At 45.3% G+C, this 25,342-nt stretch carries 19 protein-coding genes; 8 read left to right on the plus strand and 11 right to left on the minus strand.

The genetic code is table 11. The annotated features are described in order from the left end of the window. Positions 1-55 precede the first annotated feature (55 nt). The 6 genes from moaA (at position 56) to B7P33_RS07425 (ending at position 9,348) form a co-directional block, all read left to right on the plus strand. Positions 56-1,045, plus strand: a complete 990-nt coding sequence (gene moaA, locus B7P33_RS07400; protein WP_097441352.1) for a GTP 3',8-cyclase MoaA — start codon at positions 56-58, stop codon at positions 1,043-1,045. A 93-nt stretch (positions 1,046-1,138) separates the two neighbouring features. Continuing rightward, positions 1,139-2,845 (plus strand): amidohydrolase, encoded by a 1,707-nt coding sequence (locus tag B7P33_RS07405; protein WP_097441353.1) that lies wholly within the window; start codon positions 1,139-1,141, stop codon positions 2,843-2,845. Beyond that, positions 2,842-4,572 carry an amidohydrolase gene (locus B7P33_RS07410; RefSeq protein WP_097441354.1) on the plus strand — a complete coding sequence of 577 codons (1,731 nt, stop codon included), beginning with the start codon at positions 2,842-2,844 and terminating at the stop codon, positions 4,570-4,572. The genes B7P33_RS07405 and B7P33_RS07410 overlap by 4 nt, the downstream gene beginning before the upstream one ends. 68 nt (positions 4,573-4,640) lie before the next feature. After that, on the plus strand, positions 4,641-5,318 hold the full coding sequence (locus B7P33_RS07415) for a DUF6624 domain-containing protein (protein ID WP_245871704.1): 678 nt from the start codon (positions 4,641-4,643) through the stop codon (positions 5,316-5,318). A 121-nt stretch (positions 5,319-5,439) separates the two neighbouring features. Beyond that, positions 5,440-7,245 (plus strand): hypothetical protein, encoded by a 1,806-nt coding sequence (locus B7P33_RS07420; protein WP_097441355.1) that lies wholly within the window; start codon positions 5,440-5,442, stop codon positions 7,243-7,245. A 123-nt stretch (positions 7,246-7,368) separates the two neighbouring features. Further along, positions 7,369-9,348, plus strand: coding sequence for a T9SS type B sorting domain-containing protein (locus B7P33_RS07425; RefSeq protein ID WP_097441356.1), 1,980 nt, complete (start codon positions 7,369-7,371; stop codon positions 9,346-9,348). Positions 9,349-9,352: 4 nt separating this feature from the next. On the opposite strand, the gene B7P33_RS07430 is transcribed toward B7P33_RS07425, so the two are convergent. The 7 genes from B7P33_RS07430 to B7P33_RS07460 all read right to left on the minus strand — a co-directional run bounded on the left by B7P33_RS07430 (position 9,353) and on the right by B7P33_RS07460 (position 19,506). After that, a complete protein-coding gene (locus B7P33_RS07430; protein ID WP_097441357.1) occupies positions 9,353-10,168 on the minus strand; it encodes an SDR family NAD(P)-dependent oxidoreductase in 816 nt (271 codons plus the stop codon). 74 nt (positions 10,169-10,242) lie between these two features. After that, positions 10,243-10,425, minus strand: coding sequence for a CPXCG motif-containing cysteine-rich protein (locus tag B7P33_RS07435; protein WP_097441358.1), 183 nt, complete (start codon positions 10,423-10,425; stop codon positions 10,243-10,245). 5 nt (positions 10,426-10,430) lie between these two features. After that, on the minus strand, positions 10,431-11,801 hold the full coding sequence (locus tag B7P33_RS07440; RefSeq protein ID WP_245871706.1) for a TolC family protein: 1,371 nt from the start codon (positions 11,799-11,801) through the stop codon (positions 10,431-10,433). A 3-nt stretch (positions 11,802-11,804) separates the two neighbouring features. Continuing rightward, positions 11,805-15,116, minus strand: a complete 3,312-nt coding sequence (locus B7P33_RS07445) for an efflux RND transporter permease subunit (RefSeq protein WP_097441359.1) — start codon at positions 15,114-15,116, stop codon at positions 11,805-11,807. A gap of 94 nt (positions 15,117-15,210) precedes the next feature. Beyond that, a complete protein-coding gene (locus B7P33_RS07450) occupies positions 15,211-16,344 on the minus strand; it encodes an efflux RND transporter periplasmic adaptor subunit (protein WP_097441360.1) in 1,134 nt (377 codons plus the stop codon). A gap of 211 nt (positions 16,345-16,555) precedes the next feature. Then, positions 16,556-17,428 (minus strand): leucine-rich repeat domain-containing protein, encoded by an 873-nt coding sequence (locus B7P33_RS07455; protein ID WP_097441361.1) that lies wholly within the window; start codon positions 17,426-17,428, stop codon positions 16,556-16,558. Positions 17,429-17,598: 170 nt separating this feature from the next. Further along, positions 17,599-19,506 carry an ABC-F family ATP-binding cassette domain-containing protein gene (locus tag B7P33_RS07460; RefSeq protein WP_097441362.1) on the minus strand — a complete coding sequence of 636 codons (1,908 nt, stop codon included), beginning with the start codon at positions 19,504-19,506 and terminating at the stop codon, positions 17,599-17,601. 63 nt (positions 19,507-19,569) lie between these two features. Between B7P33_RS07460 and B7P33_RS07465 the strand changes: the two genes are divergently transcribed. Together B7P33_RS07465 and B7P33_RS07470 are read left to right on the plus strand one after the other, a co-directional pair. Beyond that, positions 19,570-19,953: a DUF983 domain-containing protein gene (locus B7P33_RS07465; protein WP_097441363.1), complete on the plus strand. Its 384-nt coding sequence runs from the start codon at positions 19,570-19,572 to the stop codon at positions 19,951-19,953. 221 nt (positions 19,954-20,174) lie between these two features. Continuing rightward, positions 20,175-20,789, plus strand: coding sequence for a hypothetical protein (locus B7P33_RS07470; protein WP_097441364.1), 615 nt, complete (start codon positions 20,175-20,177; stop codon positions 20,787-20,789). A 55-nt stretch (positions 20,790-20,844) separates the two neighbouring features. Here B7P33_RS07470 and B7P33_RS07475 read toward each other — a convergent pair whose 3' ends face one another. The 4 genes from B7P33_RS07475 to porL form a co-directional block, all read right to left on the minus strand. Further along, positions 20,845-21,894, minus strand: a complete 1,050-nt coding sequence (locus B7P33_RS07475) for an NAD(P)/FAD-dependent oxidoreductase (RefSeq protein WP_097441365.1) — start codon at positions 21,892-21,894, stop codon at positions 20,845-20,847. 210 nt (positions 21,895-22,104) lie between these two features. Further along, the gene (gene porN / locus B7P33_RS07480) at positions 22,105-23,007 is read right to left on the minus strand and encodes a type IX secretion system ring subunit PorN/GldN (RefSeq protein ID WP_097442266.1); all 903 of its coding nucleotides are present in this window, start codon (positions 23,005-23,007) and stop codon (positions 22,105-22,107) included. Positions 23,008-23,025: 18 nt separating this feature from the next. After that, positions 23,026-24,600, minus strand: a complete 1,575-nt coding sequence (gene porM / locus B7P33_RS07485) for a type IX secretion system motor protein PorM/GldM (RefSeq protein WP_097441366.1) — start codon at positions 24,598-24,600, stop codon at positions 23,026-23,028. Positions 24,601-24,649: 49 nt separating this feature from the next. Next, entirely contained in the window at positions 24,650-25,300 is a 651-nt protein-coding gene (porL, locus tag B7P33_RS07490; RefSeq protein ID WP_097441367.1) for a type IX secretion system motor protein PorL/GldL, read from the minus strand. Positions 25,301-25,342 lie beyond the last annotated feature (42 nt).

Here is a 25,342-nt window from a genome sequence, read left to right on the forward strand (position 1 = left end):
TAGAAAATGGATAAAAGAGAATAGACAGTTTTTAGTTGTCAATAATAAATCAAAAATGTTGACGGACAATTTTGGACGATTTCATAATTACCTGCGTATTTCGCTTACCGAGCGTTGTAACCTGAGGTGTACCTATTGTATGCCTTTGGATGGGATTCCGTTGTCTCCAAAATCGCATTTGATGACCTATGAGGAGATCTACGACATTGCCAAAACCTTTGTAGACCAAGGGGTAAACAAAATACGACTCACGGGTGGGGAGCCCCTAGTGCGCAAAGATGTGGTGACCATTATTGAAAAGTTGGCCACCTTACCCGTGAATTTGTGTATGACCACCAATGGGGTAATCGTAGATCGTTTTATCGAGGTATTTAAAGCCAACGGACTGCGCCAGCTGAACATTAGCCTCGATAGCCTGCAGGCCGGAAAGAACAAGGATATTACCCGCCGCGACTATTTCCAAAAGGTGTATGATAACATTTTGCTTCTGGCTCGCGAAGGTTTTGAGGTAAAGGTGAATGTGGTATTGATACAGGGTTTTAACGACAATGAAATCGCCGATTTTATCCGCTTGGGCAAAGACCTACCCCTTCATATTCGTTTTATCGAGTTTATGCCCTTTGATGGCAACCGCTGGAATATGGACAAATTGGTCAGTTACCAGCAAGTGCTTTCCGAGGTCAATAAAAACTTCCCCATAGATCAGGTAATCCGACTAAACGATGCCCCAAACGATACGGCCAAAAACTATATGATACAGGGCTATCGAGGTAGTTTTGCCATTATAAGTTCGGTAACCAATCCGTTCTGCGACAGTTGTAACCGCATTCGGCTTACAGCCAATGGTCGCATTAAAAACTGTCTTTTCTCTTCGGGCGAAACCGATATACTTTCGCCTTTTAGGCAAGGAGAAGACATCAAGCCCTTGATCCAACAAGCCTTGGGCAGCAAGAAAAAAGTACGCGCCGGCATGGAGCGCCTAGAAGACTTTAAAAAACAGGGCGATGCCACCGATAACCGCAGTATGATCGCCATTGGCGGCTGATCCGGTTAGGATTGTGGCAGTACCCGAAAGAAAACCACAGTTTATCCTTTGGGATTATACGTAACTTGAATTCCTTAAAAACCAAGCTATTCCATGCGTACGTTCATCTTCCCTATTGCCTTCTTGCTTATTTTCTGTTTGATTCAATGTAGTCCCTCCGAAAAAGCAAGCCTGGTCATTTATGGCAAGGTAGCCACGGTAAATCCTGATTTCGAAATTACGGAAGCCGTTGCCCTAAAAAATGAAAAGATCATCTTCGTCGGAAGTAAAAAGGACGCCCAAAAACTTGTAGGTAGCGATACCCAGATCATAGACACCGAAGGGGGTTTCGTAATGCCCGGCATGCACGATGCCCATTGCCACCCTTATAATTTGGGCGATGATGAAGACAGTGATTGGACATCGGTATCTACCGCTGAAGATTTTGAGGGAGTAGTTCGCATTATTGCCGAAAAAGTGGCCCAATTAAAACCCGGCGAATGGATTATAGGTGGTGGATGGAACCAAGAATATTGGCCCGGAAAACAATTACCCATACATGATGCCTTAAGTGCCGTAAGCCCCGAAAACCCGGTTTTTCTATACCGCCATGGGGGCAATTCGGCCTTTGTTAACGCCAAGGCGCTGGAAATAGCTGGAATTACCAAAGACACCCCAGACCCTTTTGGCGGAAAAATCTATCGTAAACCAGACGGTTCGCCTACCGGATTCTTGACCAATATGGGGAATAATATGGTGCATAAACATTTTCCCAAACCGAACAAACCCCTTTCGTGGTATATGGATGTTTATGACCGGGCCCAAAAAATATGTTGGGAGGCCGGACTTACAGGATGGACAGATGCCGGAATCTATCCTGATCATATCGGGTATTATAAGGCTATGGTAGATTCGAACCGTTTAAAGATCCGATCCAATATTATGCTACAAAACCCCAGGGAAGGGGATTTGGAGTCCCATTTCCGCGAACAACGGTTTTTAAATTATGGCGGACAGGAAATGCTACAGGTTCGTAGTATAAAAATGTATTATGACGGGGCCTTGGGATCTCGGGGTGCCGCCTTGTTCGAGCCTTATCTAGACGACCCCCAATCGGATCATAACCTAGGTAATACCGAGGTACCCGTTTCCCATGTTTATGATGTGGCCCAAGCCGCCCTGAAGACCGGTATGCAGGTATGCCCGCATGCGATCGGCCCCCGAGGAAATAGCGAGATATTGGATGCTTTTGAAAAGGCCTTAAAGGAAAATCCGGTTAGGGATCATCGTTTTCGATCCGAACATGCCGAAGTGGTTCGGCCCGAAGATATAAAACGTATGGCCCGTTTGGGTGTCATTCCTTCGGTACAACCCACCCATTGTACCTCAGACATGGGTTTTATGTACGACCGAATCGGGGAAGAACGCAGTGCCGCCTATGCCAGTCCGTGGCGTAATATGATCTCTGCCGGACTCGAACCTGCCTGTGGTTCCGACTTCACTATAGAATCGCACAAACCCTTATGGGGAATTTATGCAGCCGTTACCCGTCAAGACCATAAAGGCCTACCCGAAAAACAATGGCATGGCGAACAACGCATGACACGCGAAGAGGTTATTAAAGGGTACACCATATGGGCGGCCAAAGCTGCCTTTTGGGAGCACGAACTGGGCTCTTTAGAGGTTGGTAAACGTGCCGATATCGTAGTGCTCGATACCGATATTTTAGAATGTGAGCCTAAAAAAATACTGGAAACCCAAGTACGTTACACCTTGGTAAACGGGGAAATCGTCTATGCCCAAACCCTTGAAAACCCATGAAAAAAGCCCTTTACACCCTAATAGCCCTTTTTTTCTTGGCCTGTGGCCCAACACCTGACATGGCCGACACCCTAATCGTTAATGCCCATATTTATTCTTTTTCGTGGGACGACCCCTTAGTAGATGGCACCCCAGCTGCCAACGCCCCATACAAAAATGGCCAATGGCAGGCCGATGCCGAGGCCATAGCGCTTAAAAACGGGAAAATCTTGGCCTTGGGCACCACCGATGCCTTACGAAAACATCAGGGCGGGCACACCGAGATTATCAATGCCCAGGGCGGCTATATCATACCCGGCTTGGTAGAATCGCATGGCCATTTACAACAATTGGGCGAATGGGAGGCCGAGGTAGACCTTAAAGGCCTAGATGGGCCCGAAATCATAGCACGCTTGACCCAAGTAGCCAATGAAACCCCAAAAGGACAATGGATTATTGCCAGCGGGTGGGACGAAGCCGAATTTGCCAACGCCTATCCCGATATGGTGGCACTCAGCGCACAAACCCCCGACCATCCCATTGTACTTAAAGGCTTGCGCGGTTTTGGCAGTATGGGTAATGCCTTGGCTTTCGAACTCTTGCATATTACCAAAGACACCCCGAGTCCCAAAGGTGGCGAAATACTGAAAAATGAAAAAGGCGAGCTCACCTTTGTATTGCTCAACAATGCCCGTAACCTTTTAGACGATAACATACCCGAACGTAGTGCGGCGGAAAAGCGGCAAATAATAAATTACGGACTCCAACAATTGGCCCAACTGGGTTTTGTAGCCTTGCACCATGCCGGGGTACGGTCCAACTATATGCCTACCTACGAGGCCATGGCCCAAGACCAAGCCCTTCCCATACGACTGCATACCTTTATCGCGGCATCGCCCGATAACGACAGTTTGGCCCGGCACTGGATACGCCAAGGCCCAACAAACCAACTCGATGCCATGTTACAGGTACGTGGTTTTAAGGCCTTTTACGATGGTTCCCTGGGTTCGAGAGGGGCCAAGTTTGCCCAAGCCTATTCCGATATGCCCGGACATACCGGGGTTTCGGGAGCCGCCTATGGTTTTGATGCCGATTTGGTGAAACAAGCTATAGATGCCGGGTTTCAACTGGCCATTCATGCCATTGGGGATCAAGCCAATACCGATATACTCGATTTTTATGCCCAAAACCAAGACCCCAACTCAAGTATATTTCACCGGATTGAACATGCCCAAATCTTGGATACGGCCGATATTCGTCGGTTTGGCGAATTGAACGTAATCGCCTCTATGGAACCCGCACACGCCATTGAAGATATGCCTTGGGCCGTTGACCGCGTGGGCGAAGACCGATTAGCAGGGGCCTATGCCTGGCGGGCCATTCGCAAAAGCGGGGGAACCCTGATCTTTAATTCAGACTTTGCAGGGACCAATCCCGATTTCTTTTACAATTTCCAAGCGGCACTTACCCGGCAAAAACCGAACAATACGCCAAAATTGGCATGGCCCTCAGATCAACGGTTAACCCCAGAAGAAATCGTTAGGGCCTATACTTCTTGGCCGGCCAAGGCCAGTGGTATTGCCGCACAGACCGGCACCCTTGAGCCGGGAAAATGGGCCGACCTTACCCTAATGGATACCGATATTCTCAATATGAAGCCCTCAAAGGTTGGGACCTTGTCGAAAGCAAAAATTAAAATGACCGTGGTAAACGGCCGAATCGTCTATGCAACAAGCGGTCCGGAATAGCATCTTTTTCATGGATTGCCCTTTCTTTACCGATTATAGCTAACTTTCGACATCAATCAAAAAACATCATGAAATTCTATCCCCTACTTTTGGTATTGGCCTTGGCCGCCTGTGCCCCAAAAAACAAGCAAAAGCCGGAAATGAAAACAGAACCGGTCGATTTAGTGGCCCTATTAGATACAGTGTGGAATAGGGAACAACTACTCCTACGTAGTCGCGACTCCTTAAGCAAGATCTATGGTTTCGAGCATGCATTGGTACAGGAGAAACACGAGCTCTACAAAAAAAACCACGCTATAAACGAAAAGAAAATTCTTGCCCTTTTAGATGCCTCGGGATGGCCCGAAAAGGCAGTAATCAAAACACAAGGCAATTGGACCATAGCCAATGTATTGCAACATTCCGATTTGGAGGTACGCCTCAAATACCTTCCCCTCATGAAACAGGCTGTTTTAGATGGGCAATTGGAAGCGCGTTTCTTAGTCAGGGCCCAAGACCGCATCGCCACCGACAGGGGCGAACTTCAGATCTATGGGGGTCAAATGAAATATTATCCCGAGACCAAAAGCTTTAACCTATGGCCGGTTTTTGAGCCCGAGAACATCGATGCGCGGCGTACGGAAATAGGCCTCGATTCCATTGCCCCTTTCTTAAAGGCCCGCTTTGATTTTGAATGGAATCTAGAGGAACAAAAGCAGCGTACTGCCGAATTTATTAAGCAAAAGGAAAGTCAGGAAAAAGAATAGGTATTTTTTTTCGCGTTACCACGGTGTAACATGACAAAAATCATGTGGGGCCACAGTGAATAATTCAATTTTTGCGATTAGGGTGCGGTAGCGTACCCCAACCCTTTTGATATAGACCACTATGAACCCACATTCTTTCCACATACCTGTAATGGGTATCGGCTTTACATTAGACACCCCTTTAAAAGTATCCCATTTGGGAATGGATTCCGTTATCTCTTTGGTAGATGACATCCTCTTGGAAAAAATGAGGAAGGTATACAGCGAAAAATTCCAGTTACCTTATGAAGAGATTACCGAGGCCATCGACGATTTTAGGGCCAAACGGATAACGGCCTACTTGAACATGACCCAAAAACTGGTACAGGAAAAATTCGAGGCCTTATTGAATTTCCAAAACCAAGTCTCTGAAGAAATCAAGGATTATTTTAGTTTTTTACCCGATACCTCCCCCTTAAAAAAAGAGTTCCAACACCTTCTTGAGCAATCGCCTGCCATCGACGATATAAAAAACTGGCTTGCGCAAAACCTCCGTATGGGCAGTATCGATGTAAATATCATGACCAAGGTCGATAAGGACAACTACATCAAAGGCGAAAAACTCCCCACCCAGTATAACGATGCCCATGCCGCCCTACGTGGTTTTGCACAAAGCGAACTGGAATCTAGCGTAGTACTTTCGGCCGGAATGAACCCACGTCTTTTTGCCTATATGGAAGGGTATGACGATTTTTATCCGGATAGCGCTGGGCATTTGCGTAAGAAAATCATTCTAAAGGTTAGCGATTACCGCTCTGCCCTGATCCAAGGTAAGGTCTTGGCCAAGAGAGGGCTTTGGGTAAGTGAATATCGCATAGAATCGGGTTTAAACTGTGGCGGACACGCCTTTGCTACCGAAGGCTATCTCTTAGGACCGGTATTACACGAATTCAAAGAAAAAAGAGCCGAACTACAAAGCAGTTTACACGAGGTTCTCGCAACTGCCTTGCTAGCCAAAGGAAAAGCGGCACAAGCTCATCCTCTTCCGATTAAAATAACCGCACAAGGTGGTGTAGGCACCCCTGAGGAGCATCAATTCCTGCAACAGGAATACGGCGTAGACTCGGTAGGTTGGGGCTCGCCCTTCTTGTTGGTACCCGAAGCCACCACGGTTGACAAGCATACATTGGCCAAACTATCGAAAGCCGCTGAAAACGATGTGTACCTCAGTGATATCTCACCTTTGGGTATTCCCTTCCATAGTTTAAAGGGCAACACCAAGGACGAGGAAAAACTGGAAAGGATTGCCAAAGGAAAACCCGGCAGCCCTTGTCCGAAGAAATTCGTAGCCTTGAATACCGAATTCGGCAAACCCCTATGTACGGCCTCAAGGCAATACCAACATAAAAAACTGGAACAATTAGAGGCCCAAAACCTGCCTTTGGAGCAATTTCAAAAGGCCTATGCCAAAATCGTTGCCAAATCGTGTACCTGTGTGGGATTGGGAACCGCCTCTTTATTGGAACATGGGCTGAACACCAAGGTAGAAGGTAGTGGGGTTTCTATTTGCCCAGGGCCGAATATCGCCTACTTCTCTAAAGTTATGAGTATGAACCAAATCACCGACCATATATACGGACGCGATGATATGCTGAACCAAAGTGCGAGACCGCATATGTTTATGAAAGAACTGGGTATTTATCTCGATTACCTTAAAAATGCCTTGGACGATGCCCAAGACCAGATGAACCGAAAGCAGGAGAAATACTTGAAAAACTTTAGCGCCAACCTTAAAAAAGGCATCGAATATTATGGGCAACTTTTTTCTATCCCTAACTCGGAAAAATCCATCGCTAAGGAAAAGCTATTCTCAGATTTAGAACACTTTACCCAAAAATTACAAGGGATTACCTTGTCAATAAACCGCTTACTCGCTTCTAAAAAATAGAGGGTATTTCCATCAAAATAGGTTTTTATCCGAAAAAGAAATCTTTTTTCAACTAAAACAGGTCTTTAATAAGCTGCATAAACCCTTAATTTCCATAACTTTAAGCAACCAACGCACAACTTAATGTTCTGGAGACTCGGTTCTTTTTCCCATTTTATGGTTATCCCATGGATATTGGCAATCCTAGGGTTAGGTTTTCTAAATCAACCAGTCAACGGTGCTAACCAAAACAGCCCAACCCATACAGGAACCCATACAGGAACCCAGACCATTACCCATAACCTTTTACCACCTGACTACCAGTTACAATACTGTGATGTAGATGGCGATGGATTTATGGAGTTTACTATAGCAACCCTTTGGGAAGACCTACAGATAAGCCCAACCGACCCCCAGTTTCAAGAAAGCATTATCATAGGTACCGATGGCGGATATATTCTTCGCATGGATTCCCCTGGCACCTCCCCTAGTATTACAGAAATATGCAAGCTTCCCACGGGTACACAGATTACCGATGTGGCCGTTGACCAAGATCAAAACATCTTTTTTTGTACTTATGATTATATCGCACGCTTGAATACCTCCGATTGTTCCTACTCTATCGTTTTACAAGACCCAACCTACTTTGGTATCAACTCCTTGTCTTTCGACCTCATGGGCAACCTCCTTTTTGGGGTAGCCGGGTCCAACAATTCCAATGTGTACCGTATGGTGCCACCTTTTAACCAAGCCCCCACGGTTTGGCACGATTTTACTTCCGGGGATCCAGGTGGCGATTTTGTTATGCTGAACGGAAATATGTATATCGCTTGGCGCGAAACCACCGGGTTCAGACTATTCGAAGTAACCTTAGACGCTAATTTGAACTATGTTTCGCATACAGACATTGGGCCACTGCCGTTCAATACTTATGGCTTGGCCAGCGAGGCAGGCCAACTTTATGGCGTTTCTTCCAATAGACTGTACCAAATAAACGTAACAAACGCCATCACCACCGATTTGGCCAACAACAATTTCGTTTATGGAGAATGGTGGGGCATTGCCGGGTTACATGAAGCAGGGGAACTTATGCTAAGCCTTCATGAAGCCGAAACCGATGCCCAGAATGGGACAAATGGATTAACCGGAATTTGGACGAATACCATTTCCGGGGGACAAACCTTGTATATCCGTATAGAAAATACCCTAACGGGAGAAGTTACCCTGCAAACCTTGGACCTTATTATCGATACGCCCCCAGTTTTACAAGCGCCCCAGCCACTAAGTGGTTGTGCCGATACTAACGGCCAAAGCACTTTTAATCTAGATGATATTATTCCAAGCCTAGATTCCTCACCAAACTCAGGAATAGGTATTAGTTACCATATCTCGCAGGCCGATGCCGATACGGGCAGTAATCCTATGGTGCCTTTTCCTTACACCATTTCGGGTAATCAAGAAACCCTCTTCGTTCGGGTAACCTTAAATGGTTCGGACTGTTATGCCACCGAGGTATTTGAACTCCGAAGCACCGATTCGGATGTGTTGGCAGAAATCAGTGGCCCTGACCCCACTAGAACGGATAGTAGCTGTACTACCGACGGCAATGGCGATACATATTTTGATTTAGATGCCAGTTTCAATTTGTTCTTCCCAAACTTGGGATCGGATTGGGCACTTAGCTATTATACAGACGAAACCTCTGCCCAAGCGGAAACAGCATCTTTGACCAGTCCGTATTACACCTCCGATTTTACGGAGATCTTTGTACGGGCCGCACACCCGAACGGATGTATCGATGTTTCCAATTTCTTTTTAGAACCCAATTGCGAAGATTCCCCGCCAACCGAATTCGATTATTCGATACCCACCTATTTTAGTCCAAACGGGGATACCCATAACCCCTATTGGAACCTTCAAGAAATATCGGCCGGGTTTCCGGAACAAACCCAAATTGAAATTTTCGATAGGTACGGGAAACTTCTATATCGTTTTAACCCCTCCGAAAGCCCGGGTTGGGATGGTACGTATCAAGGCAAACCCATGCCGGCTTCTGACTATTGGTTTAGTCTATTTATCCCAGACACGGAAACCATTACAGGCCATTTTTCCTTGATTCGCTAGCTAATTAAGCGCCCCTTCCTTTAAACGCAGCCATAGACTTATAAATACCCAGCCACTTACCTATTATGGTATCGAACACCCTTGTTGGCAATACCCCTCTTAAAAATGGGGTAAAACGGACCATAAAGGGTAAACGTACATAAATTTTCTTTTTTCTTACCGCCTTAATTATAGATTTTACTACCTGTTCAGCATGTAGCATGGGTAATAAAAAATTATCCTTCGCCCCTTCGAACATACCCGTATCTATATAGGCTGGGCACACCGTAGTACAATGAAAATCGGGGCCCAAGGCCTCCATTTCTAAACGCAAGCTCTCTGAAAAACCGACTACCGCCCACTTAGACCCAACATAGGGTGCCATATAAGGTACCGGAGTAAAACCGGCGGCCGAGGCTATATTCACGATATGGCCATGTCCCTGGGCATACATTAGCTGTAAAACCATTTTAGAAATATGGACCAAAGCCTTTACATTCACATCGAGTACATCGTCTATTTGACTATGATCGAGATCGACCAACAGCTTACCGCCAACCAAACCGGCATTGTTTACCAATACATCAATCGGGCCCTTGGCGGATATGGCATGGATGGTTTCCTGTAATTTTCGGGTATCCCTAATATCTTGCACATAGGTGGCCACCCTTTCGGTACCGTAGGTATCGGACAAGCTCGAAGCCAAAACGGCCAAGCCAGCCTGATCCATGTCTAGTAGCAGCACCGAAGTATGGGGTTGCGACAATAACTGCTCTGCCAATTCTTTTCCAAGGCCGGAAGCACCACCGGTAATAAGCCATCTTTGGCTATTTACTGCCATCTGTTCGAATTTTGGGCAAAAGTACGGCCTTTAATCGGGCTTATCGGAAAAGCAAGGACCAAGATATCATTCGATTACTGCCCAATGGGTGCCACACTTAAACTGGCCAACACCCCTTGGGTTACGGTATAATCTATTTCCAAAGGCCTACAACACACTTGGCAGTCTTCAACATAGGTCTGCCCATCTACCGAAACATCCAAGGCAATCGTAATATACTCCCAACAATGAGGGCACTGGATATCTCGGGTCTCCATAGGCCTTAGTAGGGTATATTCAATAATTGTCCTAAAAGCTGCATAAGTTGTAACTCGGCCAATTTGGCATCGTATTTGGCGGCATTGCGATTGGTTTGGGCCAAAAGTAAGTTGGTCTGTGCCTGGCGGAATTCCAAAGAGGTAATTCGCCCCAATTGGAATTGGGCGGTGGATCTATTAAAATTATGCTGGTTGGTAACCACATTCTGCTCCTGAATCTTAAATACTTGTAATCTGTTCTTATAAATCTCCAAAGCATTACGGATATCGCGTTCGATCTCTAGCTCCAACTGACTGCGGGTAAGTTCTTGATTGGCCAAGGCGATTTTGGCATTCTTTACCCTCGTTGTAGTTCTACCCCCATCGAAAAGATTCCAAGTAAGTGCCGCACCCAATTGTAGATTATCACGGGTTTGATTTTGGGAAGGGAAGAATGCCGAGGCTGGATTTTGGTTTAAATTCCAACCATAAGAACCGGTTAAGCCAATAGAAGGCAAGTAACCCGACCGACTAATCTTAACATCATATGCGTTGATAGCTAGATTACGTTCGTTTTGAAGTAAGGTAACGTTATGGTCTTTAACCTTTTCATAATAGGCTTCAATTTGATCCATGGGCGTAAAGTTGACCGTAGTATCTACAGTGAACAAAGTGGTTAATTCTTGGTTCAACACCACATTCAAATCCCTTTTGGCATTAGCCAGGGACTGTTTACTATTCATGTAGAGAATACTATCGTTGGTAGCATCTACACGGGCATTCAAAACATCTAACTTACTATTTTGGCCATATTCGAAGGCATATTCTGCCCGGGTTACACGATCGGTTGATATTTGCATGGCCTCATCTAGAACAACCTGGTTCTCCGTTATTCGGGCTACCTCGAAATACACTGAAAACAATTGAAGCATTGTATTTTCAATGGTTTCCCTAGCCTGCAATTCACTAAGATCATATTGTTCCTTAAGGCTTTTGTAGTTGTAATAACGGCCTAAGCCATCAAAAAGCGTGTAATTAAGGTTTACCCCCCCATTATACACTTGACTTTCGGCACCGTTCAATTCAACATCTGGGGTAGGATTACCGTCACGGTCACCATCTGGAAAAGAAGTGGTCGTATTGCTTTCAGAATAGGTGGCACCTGCCGTTCCCGTGAGTGTGGGTAAATATCCCGAATTTAAAACACTCTTGTTATTTTTAGCAATCTCGACCCGGTTTCTGGCTATTTTAATGCCAAAATTCTCTTCGAGGGCCAACTTAATGGCATCTTCTTTAGAAAGATACCCTTCTTGGGTTTGGGCCTGGGCTGTTACCACAAACAACACCATTACTATTGTGGCTATCCTATAGCTAAGGTTCATTTTTTTTGATTTCATAGGTTATTGATCCATGGCTTTGCCCGATAATTCCTTTGGAATATGCTGTGCTGGCCCTATCTTGTCATGGGCATCGTCTAACATATCTTCTGCCGTATTCAAGGCCGACATCGATTCGCCATGACTACCTTCTTGCTGTTCTTTTATCGCTCTTTCCACTTCTTCCTTGGTAATTGAATTACCGGTGCGTAACCACTTTCCGGTAACCTTTACACTATTACCAAATGAAAGGAAAATAGGTAGCATTATCAGTGTCAACACCGTTGCAAAAGCAATTCCGTAAGCTATGGATATAGCCATAGGAATCAAAAACTGGGCTTGCCTACTTTTCTCTAACATCAAAGGGGCCAAACCGGCCACCGTTGTAATTGATGTTAAGAAAATGGCTCTAAAACGGGCCCTGCCTGCTTCATACATGGCTTCGTCAAAATGCATACCGGCCCTTAGATTACTATTGAATTTACCAATAAGTACCAAACCATCGTTAACCATGATCCCTATTAAGGCGATAATACCCAACATAGAAAGGATATTAATTGGGAACCCATGAATCCAGTGTCCCCAGGCAACGGCCGTTAAACTAAAGGGAACCAACAGAATAAGCAATAAGGGTTGACTATAGCTCCTAAAGGTAAAAGCGATGGTGATATAGATCAACAATAATGCCGACAAGCCAACGAATCGTAATGAGCGCATTAATTTACCGGCCTCCCTGTTTTGCCCTTCATACGATGGGGTTACCGTAGGATAGTGCGATAAAATTTCGGGCATGACCTGGGTACGGATCTCGGTCATGATATCGGTGGCCGTAACGTTCTCGGGATCTTTTAGATCGGCGGTAACTTGTATCTCACGCCTCCCATCGAGGTGGTTAATGGCCACATCGCCCCGTTCTATGGTGTAGGAAGCGATTTCCTTCAAGGGTACCCTTCCGCCAGATGGGGTTACGATACGCATTTCGTCTAGATCGGTAATCGAAGACCGGTTGGGCCTGTCGTAACGCACCCATACCCGTATCTCGTCTTGTCCCCTTTGAAAACGTTGGGCCTGGGACCCAAAGAACCCAGCACGTACCTGGTTCATTACCTCTCTTAGGTTCAGCCCTAACAAATAGGCATTATCCTTCAATTCCAATCGAATTTCCTTGATACCCGCAGGATCATTATCGGCTACATCCTTTAAGGCCGAATTGCGCTCCATGGCCTGTTTTAATTCAGCCTTGGCTGCCTTTAGCTCGGTGATATTGTTCCCCAAAAGGGATACGGAAACCGGTAGTCCGCCAAAATTACCCCCAGAACCGAATACCAAACTCTCTACCCCTATCACCGGACCCACCAATTCGCGTAAACGTTGGGTTACCAAACGCGACTGAATGGCATCGGGACGTTCTTCACCAGGCAATAAATTGATGATCAAATCGGCCGTAGACGAACCTGGCCCTAAGGTTTTTATCACGTTCTCGAACAAGGCCATATCGGAACCTTGCAGGTATTTATCGGTCAATTCTTGGTTTACGATCTCGGCTTTTTCCTCGATCATACTGATTATGGAATCGGTAACCGCGGCATTGGTTCCATTGGGCATGTTCAGGGTTACCTGTACCCGGTCACTGGCAATTCGCGGAAAAAACGAGGTTTTTATAATGCCACCACCCACGGACCCAAATGTGAGTAATAGGGCCGCAATAAATATGGAAAAAGTCAGCAGTTTATTGTTGAGGGCAAAACGTAAGGTGGGACTATACATATTGTCGCGCAGCCACACCATAATACGATCGCCCAGTTTATTCACATCGCGCAATCGGGCAAATACCCTTCCTATGGCAGTTTTCGGAGCTTTCTCCTGCGGACTCAAGGCCTTGGAATGGGCCAAGTGGGCCGGGAGTATGATTAAAGCCTCAATTAAGGAAACGGCCAACGTAAGGATCACGATTACGGAAACCTGACCGAAAAACTCCCCGATCCTTCCGTCTAAAAAGAGGAATATGGAAAAGGCGATAATGGTAGTAATAATGGCCGAAACAATGGGCGGTATCACCTCTAAGGTTCCCTCAAGTGCGGCCTGTACCGGACTTTTCCCTTTTTCGTAATGTTGGTAGATGTTCTCAGCGATCACGATACCATCATCTACCAGAATACCGATTACGATGATCATTCCAAATAGCGACAATACATTGATCGTAACATCGAAATATGGCGCCACTACGAACATACCCAAAAAGGCTACCGGTAAACCGAAAGCCACCCAAAAGGCCAATCGGGTATTGAGAAAAAGCGACAGGAACAACAATACCAAGAGCATACCCACGATAGCGTTCTCGGTTAAGAGTTGGGTACGTTGGGTAAGGGTGGTAGAAAGGTCGGCTACCACCGTGAGGTGTACGTTATTGTGTTTTTGGTTGTATGCGTCAATATAATCGCGCACCTTTTCGGCCGAAGAGATCAAATCTTCGGTATTGGTACTGGTAATGGTAATATTAACGGCCAGTTCGCCATTGAAAAAAGTAGCATCGGGGTTTTCTGAAAAGCGATCCCGTACCTTGGCCACATCCTTTAGGCGAATGGTATTTCCGGAGGCATCGGCCCTAATGATCAGGTTAGAGAGTTCGTCGCCATAGTACGACCGGTTATTGGCCCGGATCAGATATTCTTCGGAACTGGTCTTGATATTTCCACCGGTTACCAAGATATTGGCCCTGCCAACGGCCTGGGCCACTTGACTGAACGACAGATCGTAGGCCAACAGACTATTTTCATCAACGGCGATCTCGATCTCTTCGTCGGGGTACCCATCTATGGTTATCTGCGAAATCCCTTCAATGGCCCTAAGGTCGTTTTCTACCTGGCGCGCTATCTGTTTTAGGGTAACCAAGGGGATGTCTTCCCCACTAACCGCAAAACTGATGGTTTGCCGTACCGGTCTTAGTTTAGAGACTACCAAAGGTTCCATTCCCGTTGGGAACGAGGGGACCCGATCCACGGCATTCTTTACCTCGAGCAGCATAAAATCGATGTCGCGGCCTTTCTCAATCTCTACATTTATGGTACCACTGTTTTCCCTGGAGGTAGAGGTTACCCTTTCGACCCCTTCCAGGCCCTTGAGGTTATCTTCGATCTTTAACACCACCCCTTCTTCAATTTCTTGAGGGGAGGCCCCGGGGTATACCACCGTAATCAAGACGTTTTTGGAGTCTACCAAGGGGAAAAAGGACGATTTCAATGAAAATGCCCCGACGACACCAAACACCAAAAAAGCCAAAATAACCACATTAACGGCAACGTGGTACTTTATAAAATAGGCGATTACTTTTTTCATTTATCAACTGTATTTGATCAGGCTTTACAACCCTCGGCTCCCTTACTAGCTAGGTAAATTCCAGGATTTACAAGCAGGATCTTATCCTGGTAGGTTATTTTGTCGCTGGGGTTTTGGCCCCACCATCGAAAACTTTCACCAACATTCCGGCATAAGCGCCAGATACGGGTTTAGAGACCAAAAGACTACCGTTGGGCACGTTTTTCAATACCACGGTTTTATCGGAAAAGAAAACCGGATCAACATCTATCAAATCCAAAATCGTATCACGCACCACAAATACCTGATCGTTTTCCATTAAAAGGGAACGATTAACCTCAATGGCATCCGATTCGGCCTTGGCATTCAATCGGGCCTCGAGGTACATGCCTTCCTTCAAATCGGGATGGGACACCGAGATATAGGCCTTTATGGTCTGGGTGGCCTGATCTACACTACCGTTTACCCGAATAACCTTGCCTTCGTAGGTCTTGGTCTTATCGAGATTGGTCAAGCTTACGGTCTCCCCTACCCGCAGAAGATCACCATAGGTCTTACTGATGGCTACCTCCAGCTCGTAGGCACTGGTGTCTATGAATTCACCCAGTTTTTGTCCTTGTCGGATGAGAGTGCCCTCGGTGACCAAGGCTTCGGTAAGAATACCGTTGAACGGGGCACGAATGGTATACTTGGCCAACCTTTGTTCGAGGTTTTTAACCCGGTAATAAGAGGTAAATACACCACGACCGGAAATAAAGAATTTTTCCTTGGAACTATCCATGGCCGGTAACTCTGGGGTTGTCTTCTCCATATCGAAACCATCGAGATAGGTTTGCCATTTGGTGTGCATCTCTGGGTAATCCAACTTTAGATCGGGCATAATGGAAGTGAGCAGATTGAACAGATCACTTTTAGATGACTGAACCGTGGCATAGTATTCAGCGGCCTGTATACCTACCAAGGTCTCTCCTTTGGCATAAGGCTGCCCGGTTCGGAAACGCTTACGCCTGGCCTCGAACACCCCTTGTACCTCGGAGAATAGCTCAACCCGTCTTTGGGCGACCAAGTTTCCATTGGCCGGGACCACAATAGGCACGGTCCCATTTTGCACCTCTTGGGCAAAGACCGTTTTCACCACCTTCTGGGGTTTGGGCCTTTTGTTGGTCTTGCTGGCTACAATGGCCTTCATGCCAAAATAAGCCGCGATAATTATCAAAACTCCAAGTATGCCGAGTATCGTTTTTCTCATAAGCAGGGTACCTTTTCAGGTCGAATAATTAACCATTTGCCACGTAGGCATGTTTTTAAGACGTACAAAACTACTCCATAGTTTAATCGTGATTTGGGCCGTTTTGGTTAAAAAAATCATAAAATGTGTGCCTTTTACCCATTAAAAAAGGCGCCATTAGACGCCTTTTCTACCTTACTTAACTAACTAAAACTATGAACAAATATGTTTTCTAATCATTTTCATCGTCATCATCGAATTTGGTATCTGCCATACGGGTAGCGTCGAATTTCCTAAAATTAGGTCGCGAGTCCATATCGCTATCAAAGGCCAAAAAGGACCTTTCCTGCATGGCCTCGATTACCTTAAAGTCGGTAAAACCATTATTTTGAATCTGAAAAATCTCCAATTGGGCCAACTGATCAAAACTTTCGGGAATTTTTCCCGTGAATCCGTTATTGGACAACACCAACTCTTTTAACTGGGTCAGTTGGCCCAAAGAGGTGGGTAACTCGCCCTTTAAACGGTTACCAAAAAGGCCAAGGACCTCTAGCTTATCAAGACTGCCTATGGCTTCGGGAATGGCCCCATCCAAGGCATTACTACTCAAATTGAGGATCCTTAGGTTTTCCAGTTGCCCCATGGATTCCGGAATACTTCCCTCCAAAACATTGTTAAAGGCCGTAAATTCTTCCAAGCTCCGCATATTCCCCATCTCCATGGGTATCGGACCTTGTAAACGGTTCATCTCCAACTTCAGGGTTACCAAATTTTCCAGTTCGGTCAACTGTATGGGTATAGGCCCATCCAAAGTATTGAAACCCAAATTAAGGTAGGTCAAGTATTTTAACCTGCCTATGCTTTCCGGTATGTTGCCGATAAGATTGTTTCGGAACAAATCCAAGGCCACTACATGGCCATCTTTAACGGTAACCCCATGCCAGGTTTCTACGGCAGCTTCCAAATTCCAAGGGGTATTCCAATGGGCACCACCTGCATGCTCATATACATCCAAAAGGGCCTTGCGCTCCTTAGAAGTAACTTTTGCCAAACAAACAGGGCAAATCAGGAGCATGGCTATAAAGCTCAAAACAGCATTTTTCATCCGACTGGTGTTGGTTGCGTTTGTAGTTCTTACCCTACAAATCTCGGTTGATTATAGACTAAGTTCAAAATAAATCGATGAAATACCTAGCCGAATGGCAGTTTTGTTGTGAATGTCGCCAAAGTTGTGGTGTAAAACGGTTTTTACACAAACCCTTTATTTACAATGCCTTACGATTCCATCTCCAACGAGATTTCCTCCCATTGTTCCATGAGGTCGTTCAAGCTATCTTTTTTAGCTTGGTAATCGGGGAAAAAATCGGGATTGTTAATCAGACTATCGTACTCTTCGGCCAATCGTTTGTCCAACTTCGAAATCTCGTTTTCCAGTATGTTGATCTTTTTTTCTACCCCCGCCAATTTATTCTTGAGTGCCTTTTGTTTTTTCTGGCTGGCATAATCGAGGGCCGGTTTGGCGTCCTTGGTTTTGGAAGCTTGTGGGGCCGTGCTTTTTTCTACCTCCCGCATATCGGCCGCTTGCCGCTGTTCCAAATAAAAGTCTATATCACCCAGGTACTCCTTGATCTTTTTGTCGCGGAATTCGAATACCCGATTGGTAAGCCCCTGCAAAAAATCGCGATCGTGCGATACGATGATCAAAGTACCCTCAAATTTAGCCAAGGCTTCTTTTAACACGTTTTTCGAACGGATATCGAGGTGGTTGGTAGGCTCATCCATTATCAGCACATTAAAGGGTTGTAGCATAAGTTTGGCCAAGGCCAAGCGATTGCGCTCGCCCCCCGATAGTACTTTGACAAACTTATCGACATCTTCGCCCTGAAACAGAAAAGAACCCAATATATCGCGCACTTGGGCCCGATTGCCCTCATTGGCGGCATCGATCATAGTATCGAGAATGGTCTTGTTGCCATCGAGGTATTCCGCCTGGTTTTGGGCAAAATAACCGATCTGTACATTGTGCCCCAGTTTTAAATGGCCGGTACCCTCGATATCGCCAACGATAACCTTGGCCAAGGTCGATTTTCCTTGTCCGTTCTGGCCCACAAAGGCAGTTTTGGTGCCGCGTTCCACCATAAGGTCCACGCCCCGTAATACTTCTTTTTCGCCATAACTTTTGGCCAGGTTCTCGGCCTCAATGACCACCTTACCCGGATTTACCGAAACCGGAAAACGCAGTTTCATGACACTGGTATCTTCGGCATCTACCTCTATGCGCTCTATCTTATCGAGCTTTTTGATCAACGATTGGGCCATGGAAGCCTTGGTGGCCTTGGCCCGGAATTTCTCGATCAATTTTTCGGTCTGTTGGATCTGCTTTTCTTGGTTCTTTTGGGCATTTTGCTGTAATTCACGCATCTCGGCCCGTAACTCCAAAAATTGGGAATAGGGTTTGTTATAATCGTAAATACGTCCCAAACTGATCTCTATGGTGCGGTTGGTGACATTGTCAAGGAACATTTTATCGTGCGACACCAAAACTACGGCACCTGGATAGGATTTCAGGAAGTGCTCCAACCAAATGATCGATTCGATATCGAGGTGGTTGGTAGGCTCATCGAGCAAAAGGATATCGTTTTTTTGCAACAACAGTTTAGCCAATTCGATACGCATACGCCAACCCCCGGAGAAGATGTCGGTCTGCCGATCGAAATCTTCACGGCTAAAACCAAGTCCTTGTAAGATCTTTTCGGTATCGCCTTGGTAATTGTATCCACCCAAAATCTCGTAACGATGGGTTACCTCATTCAGGTCTACCATCAATTGGTTATAGCCTTCACTTTCGTAATCGGTGCGCTCGGCCAATTGTTGATTGATATGCTCTAGATCGGCCTCTAATTTTTTGATTTCGGTAAAGGCCATATAGGCCTCTTGTAATACCGTACGCCCAAACTCAAAATCGAGATCTTGGCGCAAAAACCCGATCTGCACCTCTTTATCCATGGCCATACTGCCACCGTCCGAGGGAATATCGCCGGCCAATACCTTTAGTAAGGTCGATTTACCGGCTCCATTCTTACCGATAAGGCCCACCCGGTCGCCCGCATTGAGACGAAAGGAGATTTCGTTGAACAAATATTCGCCGGAAAAGGATACCGAAAGCTTATGTACGTTGAGCATCTTATGTAATAAAGGTTACCGTTCGGCCTTGGCAATTGTGTATTTTTGCCAAAAGCTTTGCAAATGTTAAAAAAAGGAAACAAACTCTACAGTATTTTAACAGGTTCTTGCCCCAAATGCCATGGCGAAAGTATGTACGTAGACAAGAACCCCTACAATCTGGGCAAAGTGTTTAGCATGCACGAACGTTGTTCGCAATGCGACACCAAATATAAGATAGAGCCTTCCTTTTTCTATGGCGCCATGTATGTGAGTTACGGCTTGGGGATTGCCTTTGCCGTGGCTGCTTTTGTAATCAGTCGTTTGTTTTTGGGCTTGGGACTTATGACCTCCTTTTTTACGATAATAGGCACCTTAGTCTTTTTTATGCCCGTGATCATGCGGTTGAGCCGTAATATTTGGATCAACTTTTTTATTAAGTATGAAAGGAGCTCCTCAGAAAATTGAAGTTAAAGGGTAAATGCTGTCTGGCTGAATAATAAACCACCGGACAAAGCTTTTCTTTTTACGCTTGGAAATGTTCATTCATGTCTATTTCGCATGAACATCCGTCATTTTCAAGTTATTTACTATCTGATTTATTCTTCGCTACTCGACAAAAAAAAGCAAAAACCTTAAATTGGCATTTAATCAATACTAGTTTCAATTCAACCAACATCATTTTTTTAATGAAAAGAATCGTTGCCCTTTTAATTGGAGTAGTTTTTACCCAATTGAATATAAATGCCCAAAACAGGGAAGCTAGACTTTACTTGAAAAACGGAGACACCATACAAGGATTCGCAAAAATTCTTTCCTCTGAAAAGGTAAAGTTCAAACACAACCTCAAAGGGAAGAAAGTTATTTATGATTCGAATTCATTGATTAAGCTTGAACTAGAGAATAATGAAAGGAAAAGCTTCACAACATACAGCTATAAACAATACCCACAAGGTATAAAGGCTGTTTTCATGGAACCTATAGTTTTAGGAAGAATGTGCCTGTATCTACAAAAAATTTCAGTAAGTGGCGGAAGTATTTTCACCAATAACCAAAGTGCGGGAACCTTGGGAATGGACGCCAAAATCCTTTATAAGTATTACGTGTGTCGCGATGATAGTTTTATGGTTTTTGAAATCACAAACCACGGATCTGTATTTAATGGGAATTTTGTAAAAAAAGCTAAGGAACATTTTAATGATTGCCCAACACTAATAGAGAAAATAGAATCTAAAGAATTTAAGCGTGGTGATATCGGTGACGTAGTGCGATATTACAATGAAACCTGTGGACTGATCGAGTAGGATATTTAAACTAAATCCAAGCCCTTTTATTATAAATATCACCCACTAATCATCCCTACGAATACTTCCCCTCAAACCGTTTGATATCTATCTCCGGGTCTAAATCGGCACCATTTTCTATATGGTCGAGCAATTGCTGCGCACAATAGGGCGCATTCATAACCCCCCTGGAGCCCATACCGTTCAACATGAATATATTTTGATGTTTCGGGTGCCTACCCACCAATGGTCTTCTGTCGGTTACCGTTGGGCGAATCCCGGCCTTGTGTCCCAGCACTTCATAGGGGCGTTCTAGAAAACCTTCCAGTTTTTCGAGGAGTTCAGCCTTGGCCTCGGCCGTTGGGGTATTGGTCTTGTCTTTCCATTTGTAGGTAGCCCCCAAGGTATAGGTATCACCTCCGGTGGGAATGATAAATGCGGCCGATTTTATGACTTTATCGATGGCCAAACCCGGGATTCGGATATGTAATACCTCCCCTTTGGTCCCGTTTAGGGGCAAATACTGGAACAGCGGATCGTTTTTAAGTCCGAAACCCATAGCCAAAACAAGCTTTTTGGCTACTATGCCATTATAGACCACATAATCATCGTGCATTTCTAGCTGGAAGGCATCGAAATCGGTTTGTAGATAACTTTGCTTGGCCTTTAAATGCCGCGTATAGGTTTTTAGCAAATGGGCCACGTCTACACGGCCGGTTTGCCAAACCTCGCCAAAGCCCAAGGGGGCGGCGATTCCTTCGTAGGTATTCGTGTGCAATTTGGGGTTCATAAACAAATCGCGGCCGGGTTTGTCGGTAGCTTCGAACCAACCGTTTTGTTCTTCTATGGAATGAAAAATGCGATAGACGGCCAGCTTATGGTCAAAGGTCTCCCCAAGATCTTGCTCTAAACGGGCATAGAAAGGCATGGCATAATCCAATAGTTCTTTGGCCTTCCAGGCCAAGGTAAAGCGTTTTAATATTACCGGATTGTACATACCCCCGGCCACCACCGATGACGTCTGTGAACGGTTGTCGAGCAAGGTAAAACTATGGCCGTTTTCTTCTAAATGACGGGCAAAAGCCATACCTGAAAGTCCGGCACCTATGATGAGATAATCTTGCATAGGACAAAGGTAGATCAATACTCTAATTTGAAAATGGTTGGATTTGAGAATTTGAAGAATAGGCCGTTATTATTACCCCCTTTGTATTTCCCCCTAGGGGGAATTATTAACTCTATAAACGCGAAAAATTAATCCTATTGGGGCGATATAAAACAAAAACGCCCTCCGGAAACCGGAAGGCGTTGTTTGGTAATGAATTGGAAAGTTTTTCTAGTAGCTCCACATATCCTGCTCGCGATCGCGGATGGTCTCCTTGATCCTGTCGGCTTCCAAAAGCTGGAACAGGGAATTGTCGGCTATATAATCTCTGATACTACGGTCTCCGTGTACGTTGTCTTCTTTATAGATCACGGCATTGAACCTTCTTGCATTCAACAACATATCGAAAGATATGGGTTGTGCCGAATTCTGGTTATTGAAGACCTTGGCTTCGTGTAAGATCTGTCTGGCACTTGGGAACCAAACCCAGAACAGTTCTACTTTAGCGTCGCCCGGATCCATACTTTCATCGTCGATGAAGTTTACATCGGGGGCCACGGGGGCAATACCCAACAAACGGTATTTTAACTCGCCCAATCGCTTGTCGAAATACCACATACCTTTAATGCGATATTCTTCTATATCGGCCGCGGAAAGATCCCTACGGTTGATATATTCTGGAGAAATCTCTTCCCCGGCATTGAGCTGTTCGTAACCGTAGTCGGTGGTATCTACCTTTTGCAATGTAGCGGTAAGATCTTCGAATTTACGCTTTTCGGTAAAGTACGAATCTACATAAACGTCGGTCAATTTTCCGTTCTTGATGTTCTTTAAAAGTACATCGTAAAGCGAACGTCTATCAGAGCCGATATTTACGGTATCGGTTGGGTAATAGAGTGGAAAATTCACACGCTCGTCCAAATCGATCACTTCCCAAGTGGTCTTGGCCCACATGATGTCGCGATCGTCTACATAGCTATACGGTAAGGGTACGTCGTTGTCCTTGGCCAACTGGGCCTCGGTCTTTTTACCGATCTCTTCCGGTTTCTTGGCGTTCAAGATATTGGCCTGGGCCAAACCGGCGGCCGGCATAAGGGCCAACGCACCAACGATCATTAGGTTCTTCCAATTCATGTTCATTGTATTCTGTTATTAGTTTGTAAGCTCGATAACCACAGGGCTAACCTTCTTTAACTTGTAGCTCTTGTTGTTGGTTATATAGGCTTGGATATCGAAAATCTGTACGGCATCTCCCCTTCTGGCCCTTTTTAAGGCAGACTTGGCACGACCGTCCAATTTGTTTCCTTTTACACTAACGGTAGGCTGACCAGGAACTTTGAACTTAAATCCGCCAACGGCAAGGTTCAAGTCAAAATCGAAGTCTTCCAACATGGCACCGATGGTAGAGATCTCCAAGTTTTTCCTTGGCATCTTGGCACTACCGGTCTCACCACGAATGGCTCCGGATGGTCGTGGAATATCCTTGATCCTGAATTCTGATTTAGATGATACGGTTTGCCCATCTGGCAATTTACCGGAAGCAGTAATGGTCACAGTCCTTCCCTTTCCAGGGTTCATTATATACTTGCTTCCACTTCTACGATCTAAACCAGGGGCCGAAGCGGTCACCGCATTGTCAGGGATTCCAGGAATAGAGATAGACATAGGGTTGGCCACACCTCGGTAAACCACATTCATCTTATCGGCAGCGATCAAGGCCGCGTTAGGCTTGGTAATGGTGGCAAAGGTTTGCTTTACCGGTACTTCGGTACGCTCGCCATCTTGCATAAAGACCAAGGTTCCTTCGATTTGGTGATCACCAGGATTACCGGCACCAACGGTCAAACGCACTTTACCATCTTCGATTACGAAATCTTTACCTTCTTGAAGTTTTCTTCCGTCTAAGGTCAAGTTAACTTCGTTAGGACGGGTAGAGGCATCTTTACGACCCAATACGATACTACCTGCAAAAGATTCACCAGAATAGAAGGCTGACTTGTCTTGCTCTAACAAGGTAGTATAGTTGGTCATTGAAACCTCAGAACTCAACTGACCTTGTAACATAGCCTGCAAAGCGTCGTTTTCGGTAGCTTTGATATCGGCCTGCAATTGGGTTAGCTTGGTTAAGGAAGCTACCATTGGGAAACCTTCATAGTTGTAGTTCAACCAATCTTGTTTGGTACCATCCCTCTTTTCTACCTTACCGTTTTCGTCTCCGGTCTCGAAGCGGGCATTAACAGATGCAACCACATCTTCCATACCTTTTTTGCTCTTCAAGATACCCGCGACCGCATCACGATAGTTTCCTACACGATCTAAGAATTCTTGTCCTTCAGGCTTCAAATTGTCGCCTTGGAAAAATTTTTGATCCAAGAACTCAGACTTATCCATTACTACATAATCCTTAGGGTCTTCAAGACCTTCAGTCATTTGGGTCTTTAACCCTTCTAAGTAGTTATAGTACTCTGCCGAGATCTCTTTGATTTTCTTGGCGTCTTGGTAAAGACCTCCGAATTTTTCGGCATTCTCTCCGGCTTTGGTCTCCAAACCACTTAGGAACGCTAGGTTACCTTCGGTGGTCTTGGCATTGGAAGCCTCGAGTTTTTCGTTCATAAGTCCAAAAGCGGCCAACACTTCCTTACTCATATTCAAGGCCAACATGGCGATGAATATCAAGTACATTAGGTTGATCATCTTCTGACGTGGTGATAATTTTCCTCCTGCCATTTTTACTAATTTGTTTTAATGATTTGGGGTTACTGCTCCGTAAAGCAAATTAGTTTCTGTTCATGGCAGTTAGCATACCACCGTATACACCGTTCAATGAAGAAAGGTTAGTTGCCAAAGAGGCCATTTGTTCTTTAAGGGCACCAGCGTTCTGGGCTACTTCTTCGTTGATAGAGGCTTGTTTGCTAGCGCTCTCTAACTGTACTTTATACAAGCTGTTCAAAGACTCCATCTGGGCTGCGGCCTGAGATAGTTCTTCTGAATACTTTTGGGTAGACTCGATAGCATTGGCCGTAGGGGCGATACCTTTAGCGGCACCTTCGAAGTTACGGATGCTGTCACCCAAACTGTGCATTAATTCTGAATCGATGTTGGCTTCTTTCAAAAGCTCGTCCAATTTTTTGGACAAAGAAGATTCGGCCTCGGCGATTTCGGCCTGAAGGTTCTGGCGCTCTTGGGCCTCACCACCAGCTAATTCTGGGTATACCAAAGACCAATCGTATTCGTCGTCTACCGGTTCAAAAGCAGCGATAGCGAAAATAAGGGCCTCTGTAATAAGACCAATGGCCAAAAGGATTCCACCGTTCAATGGACCGAGTTCCCAGTGAAGGATCTTGAACAAAGCTCCGATAATTACTACCGATGCTCCAAGACCATAGGCCATGTTCATTAGTTTCTTTGTTGATTTAGACTGTGCCATAATTTTAAATTTGAAAAAGTTTAAGGGTTAAAATAAGTATTT

It is taken from the genome of Sediminicola luteus (assembly GCF_002514735.1).
Lineage (GTDB): Bacteria > Bacteroidota > Bacteroidia > Flavobacteriales > Flavobacteriaceae > HQA918.

What these genes read in the sequence shown, in the direction of transcription:
- porM (WP_097441366.1), bottom strand. Translation starts at nt 24,600, where the DNA reads ATGGCAGGAGGAAAATTATCACCACGTCAGAAGATGATCAACCTAATG.
- B7P33_RS07470 (WP_097441364.1), top strand. Translation starts at nt 20,175, where the DNA reads ATGAAAAGAATCGTTGCCCTTTTAATTGGAGTAGTTTTTACCCAATTG.
- B7P33_RS07455 (WP_097441361.1), bottom strand. Translation starts at nt 17,428, where the DNA reads ATGAAAAATGCTGTTTTGAGCTTTATAGCCATGCTCCTGATTTGCCCT.
- B7P33_RS07465 (WP_097441363.1), top strand. Translation starts at nt 19,570, where the DNA reads ATGTTAAAAAAAGGAAACAAACTCTACAGTATTTTAACAGGTTCTTGC.
- porL (WP_097441367.1), bottom strand. Translation starts at nt 25,300, where the DNA reads ATGGCACAGTCTAAATCAACAAAGAAACTAATGAACATGGCCTATGGT.
- B7P33_RS07425 (WP_097441356.1), top strand. Translation starts at nt 7,369, where the DNA reads ATGTTCTGGAGACTCGGTTCTTTTTCCCATTTTATGGTTATCCCATGG.
- B7P33_RS07415 (WP_245871704.1), top strand. Translation starts at nt 4,641, where the DNA reads ATGAAATTCTATCCCCTACTTTTGGTATTGGCCTTGGCCGCCTGTGCC.
- B7P33_RS07435 (WP_097441358.1), bottom strand. Translation starts at nt 10,425, where the DNA reads ATGGAGACCCGAGATATCCAGTGCCCTCATTGTTGGGAGTATATTACG.
- B7P33_RS07475 (WP_097441365.1), bottom strand. Translation starts at nt 21,894, where the DNA reads ATGCAAGATTATCTCATCATAGGTGCCGGACTTTCAGGTATGGCTTTT.
- moaA (WP_097441352.1), top strand. Translation starts at nt 56, where the DNA reads ATGTTGACGGACAATTTTGGACGATTTCATAATTACCTGCGTATTTCG.
- B7P33_RS07450 (WP_097441360.1), bottom strand. Translation starts at nt 16,344, where the DNA reads ATGAGAAAAACGATACTCGGCATACTTGGAGTTTTGATAATTATCGCG.
- B7P33_RS07440 (WP_245871706.1), bottom strand. Translation starts at nt 11,801, where the DNA reads ATGAAATCAAAAAAAATGAACCTTAGCTATAGGATAGCCACAATAGTA.
- B7P33_RS07405 (WP_097441353.1), top strand. Translation starts at nt 1,139, where the DNA reads ATGCGTACGTTCATCTTCCCTATTGCCTTCTTGCTTATTTTCTGTTTG.
- B7P33_RS07445 (WP_097441359.1), bottom strand. Translation starts at nt 15,116, where the DNA reads ATGAAAAAAGTAATCGCCTATTTTATAAAGTACCACGTTGCCGTTAAT.
- porN (WP_097442266.1), bottom strand. Translation starts at nt 23,007, where the DNA reads ATGAATTGGAAGAACCTAATGATCGTTGGTGCGTTGGCCCTTATGCCG.
- B7P33_RS07460 (WP_097441362.1), bottom strand. Translation starts at nt 19,506, where the DNA reads ATGCTCAACGTACATAAGCTTTCGGTATCCTTTTCCGGCGAATATTTG.
- B7P33_RS07430 (WP_097441357.1), bottom strand. Translation starts at nt 10,168, where the DNA reads ATGGCAGTAAATAGCCAAAGATGGCTTATTACCGGTGGTGCTTCCGGC.
- B7P33_RS07420 (WP_097441355.1), top strand. Translation starts at nt 5,440, where the DNA reads ATGAACCCACATTCTTTCCACATACCTGTAATGGGTATCGGCTTTACA.
- B7P33_RS07410 (WP_097441354.1), top strand. Translation starts at nt 2,842, where the DNA reads ATGAAAAAAGCCCTTTACACCCTAATAGCCCTTTTTTTCTTGGCCTGT.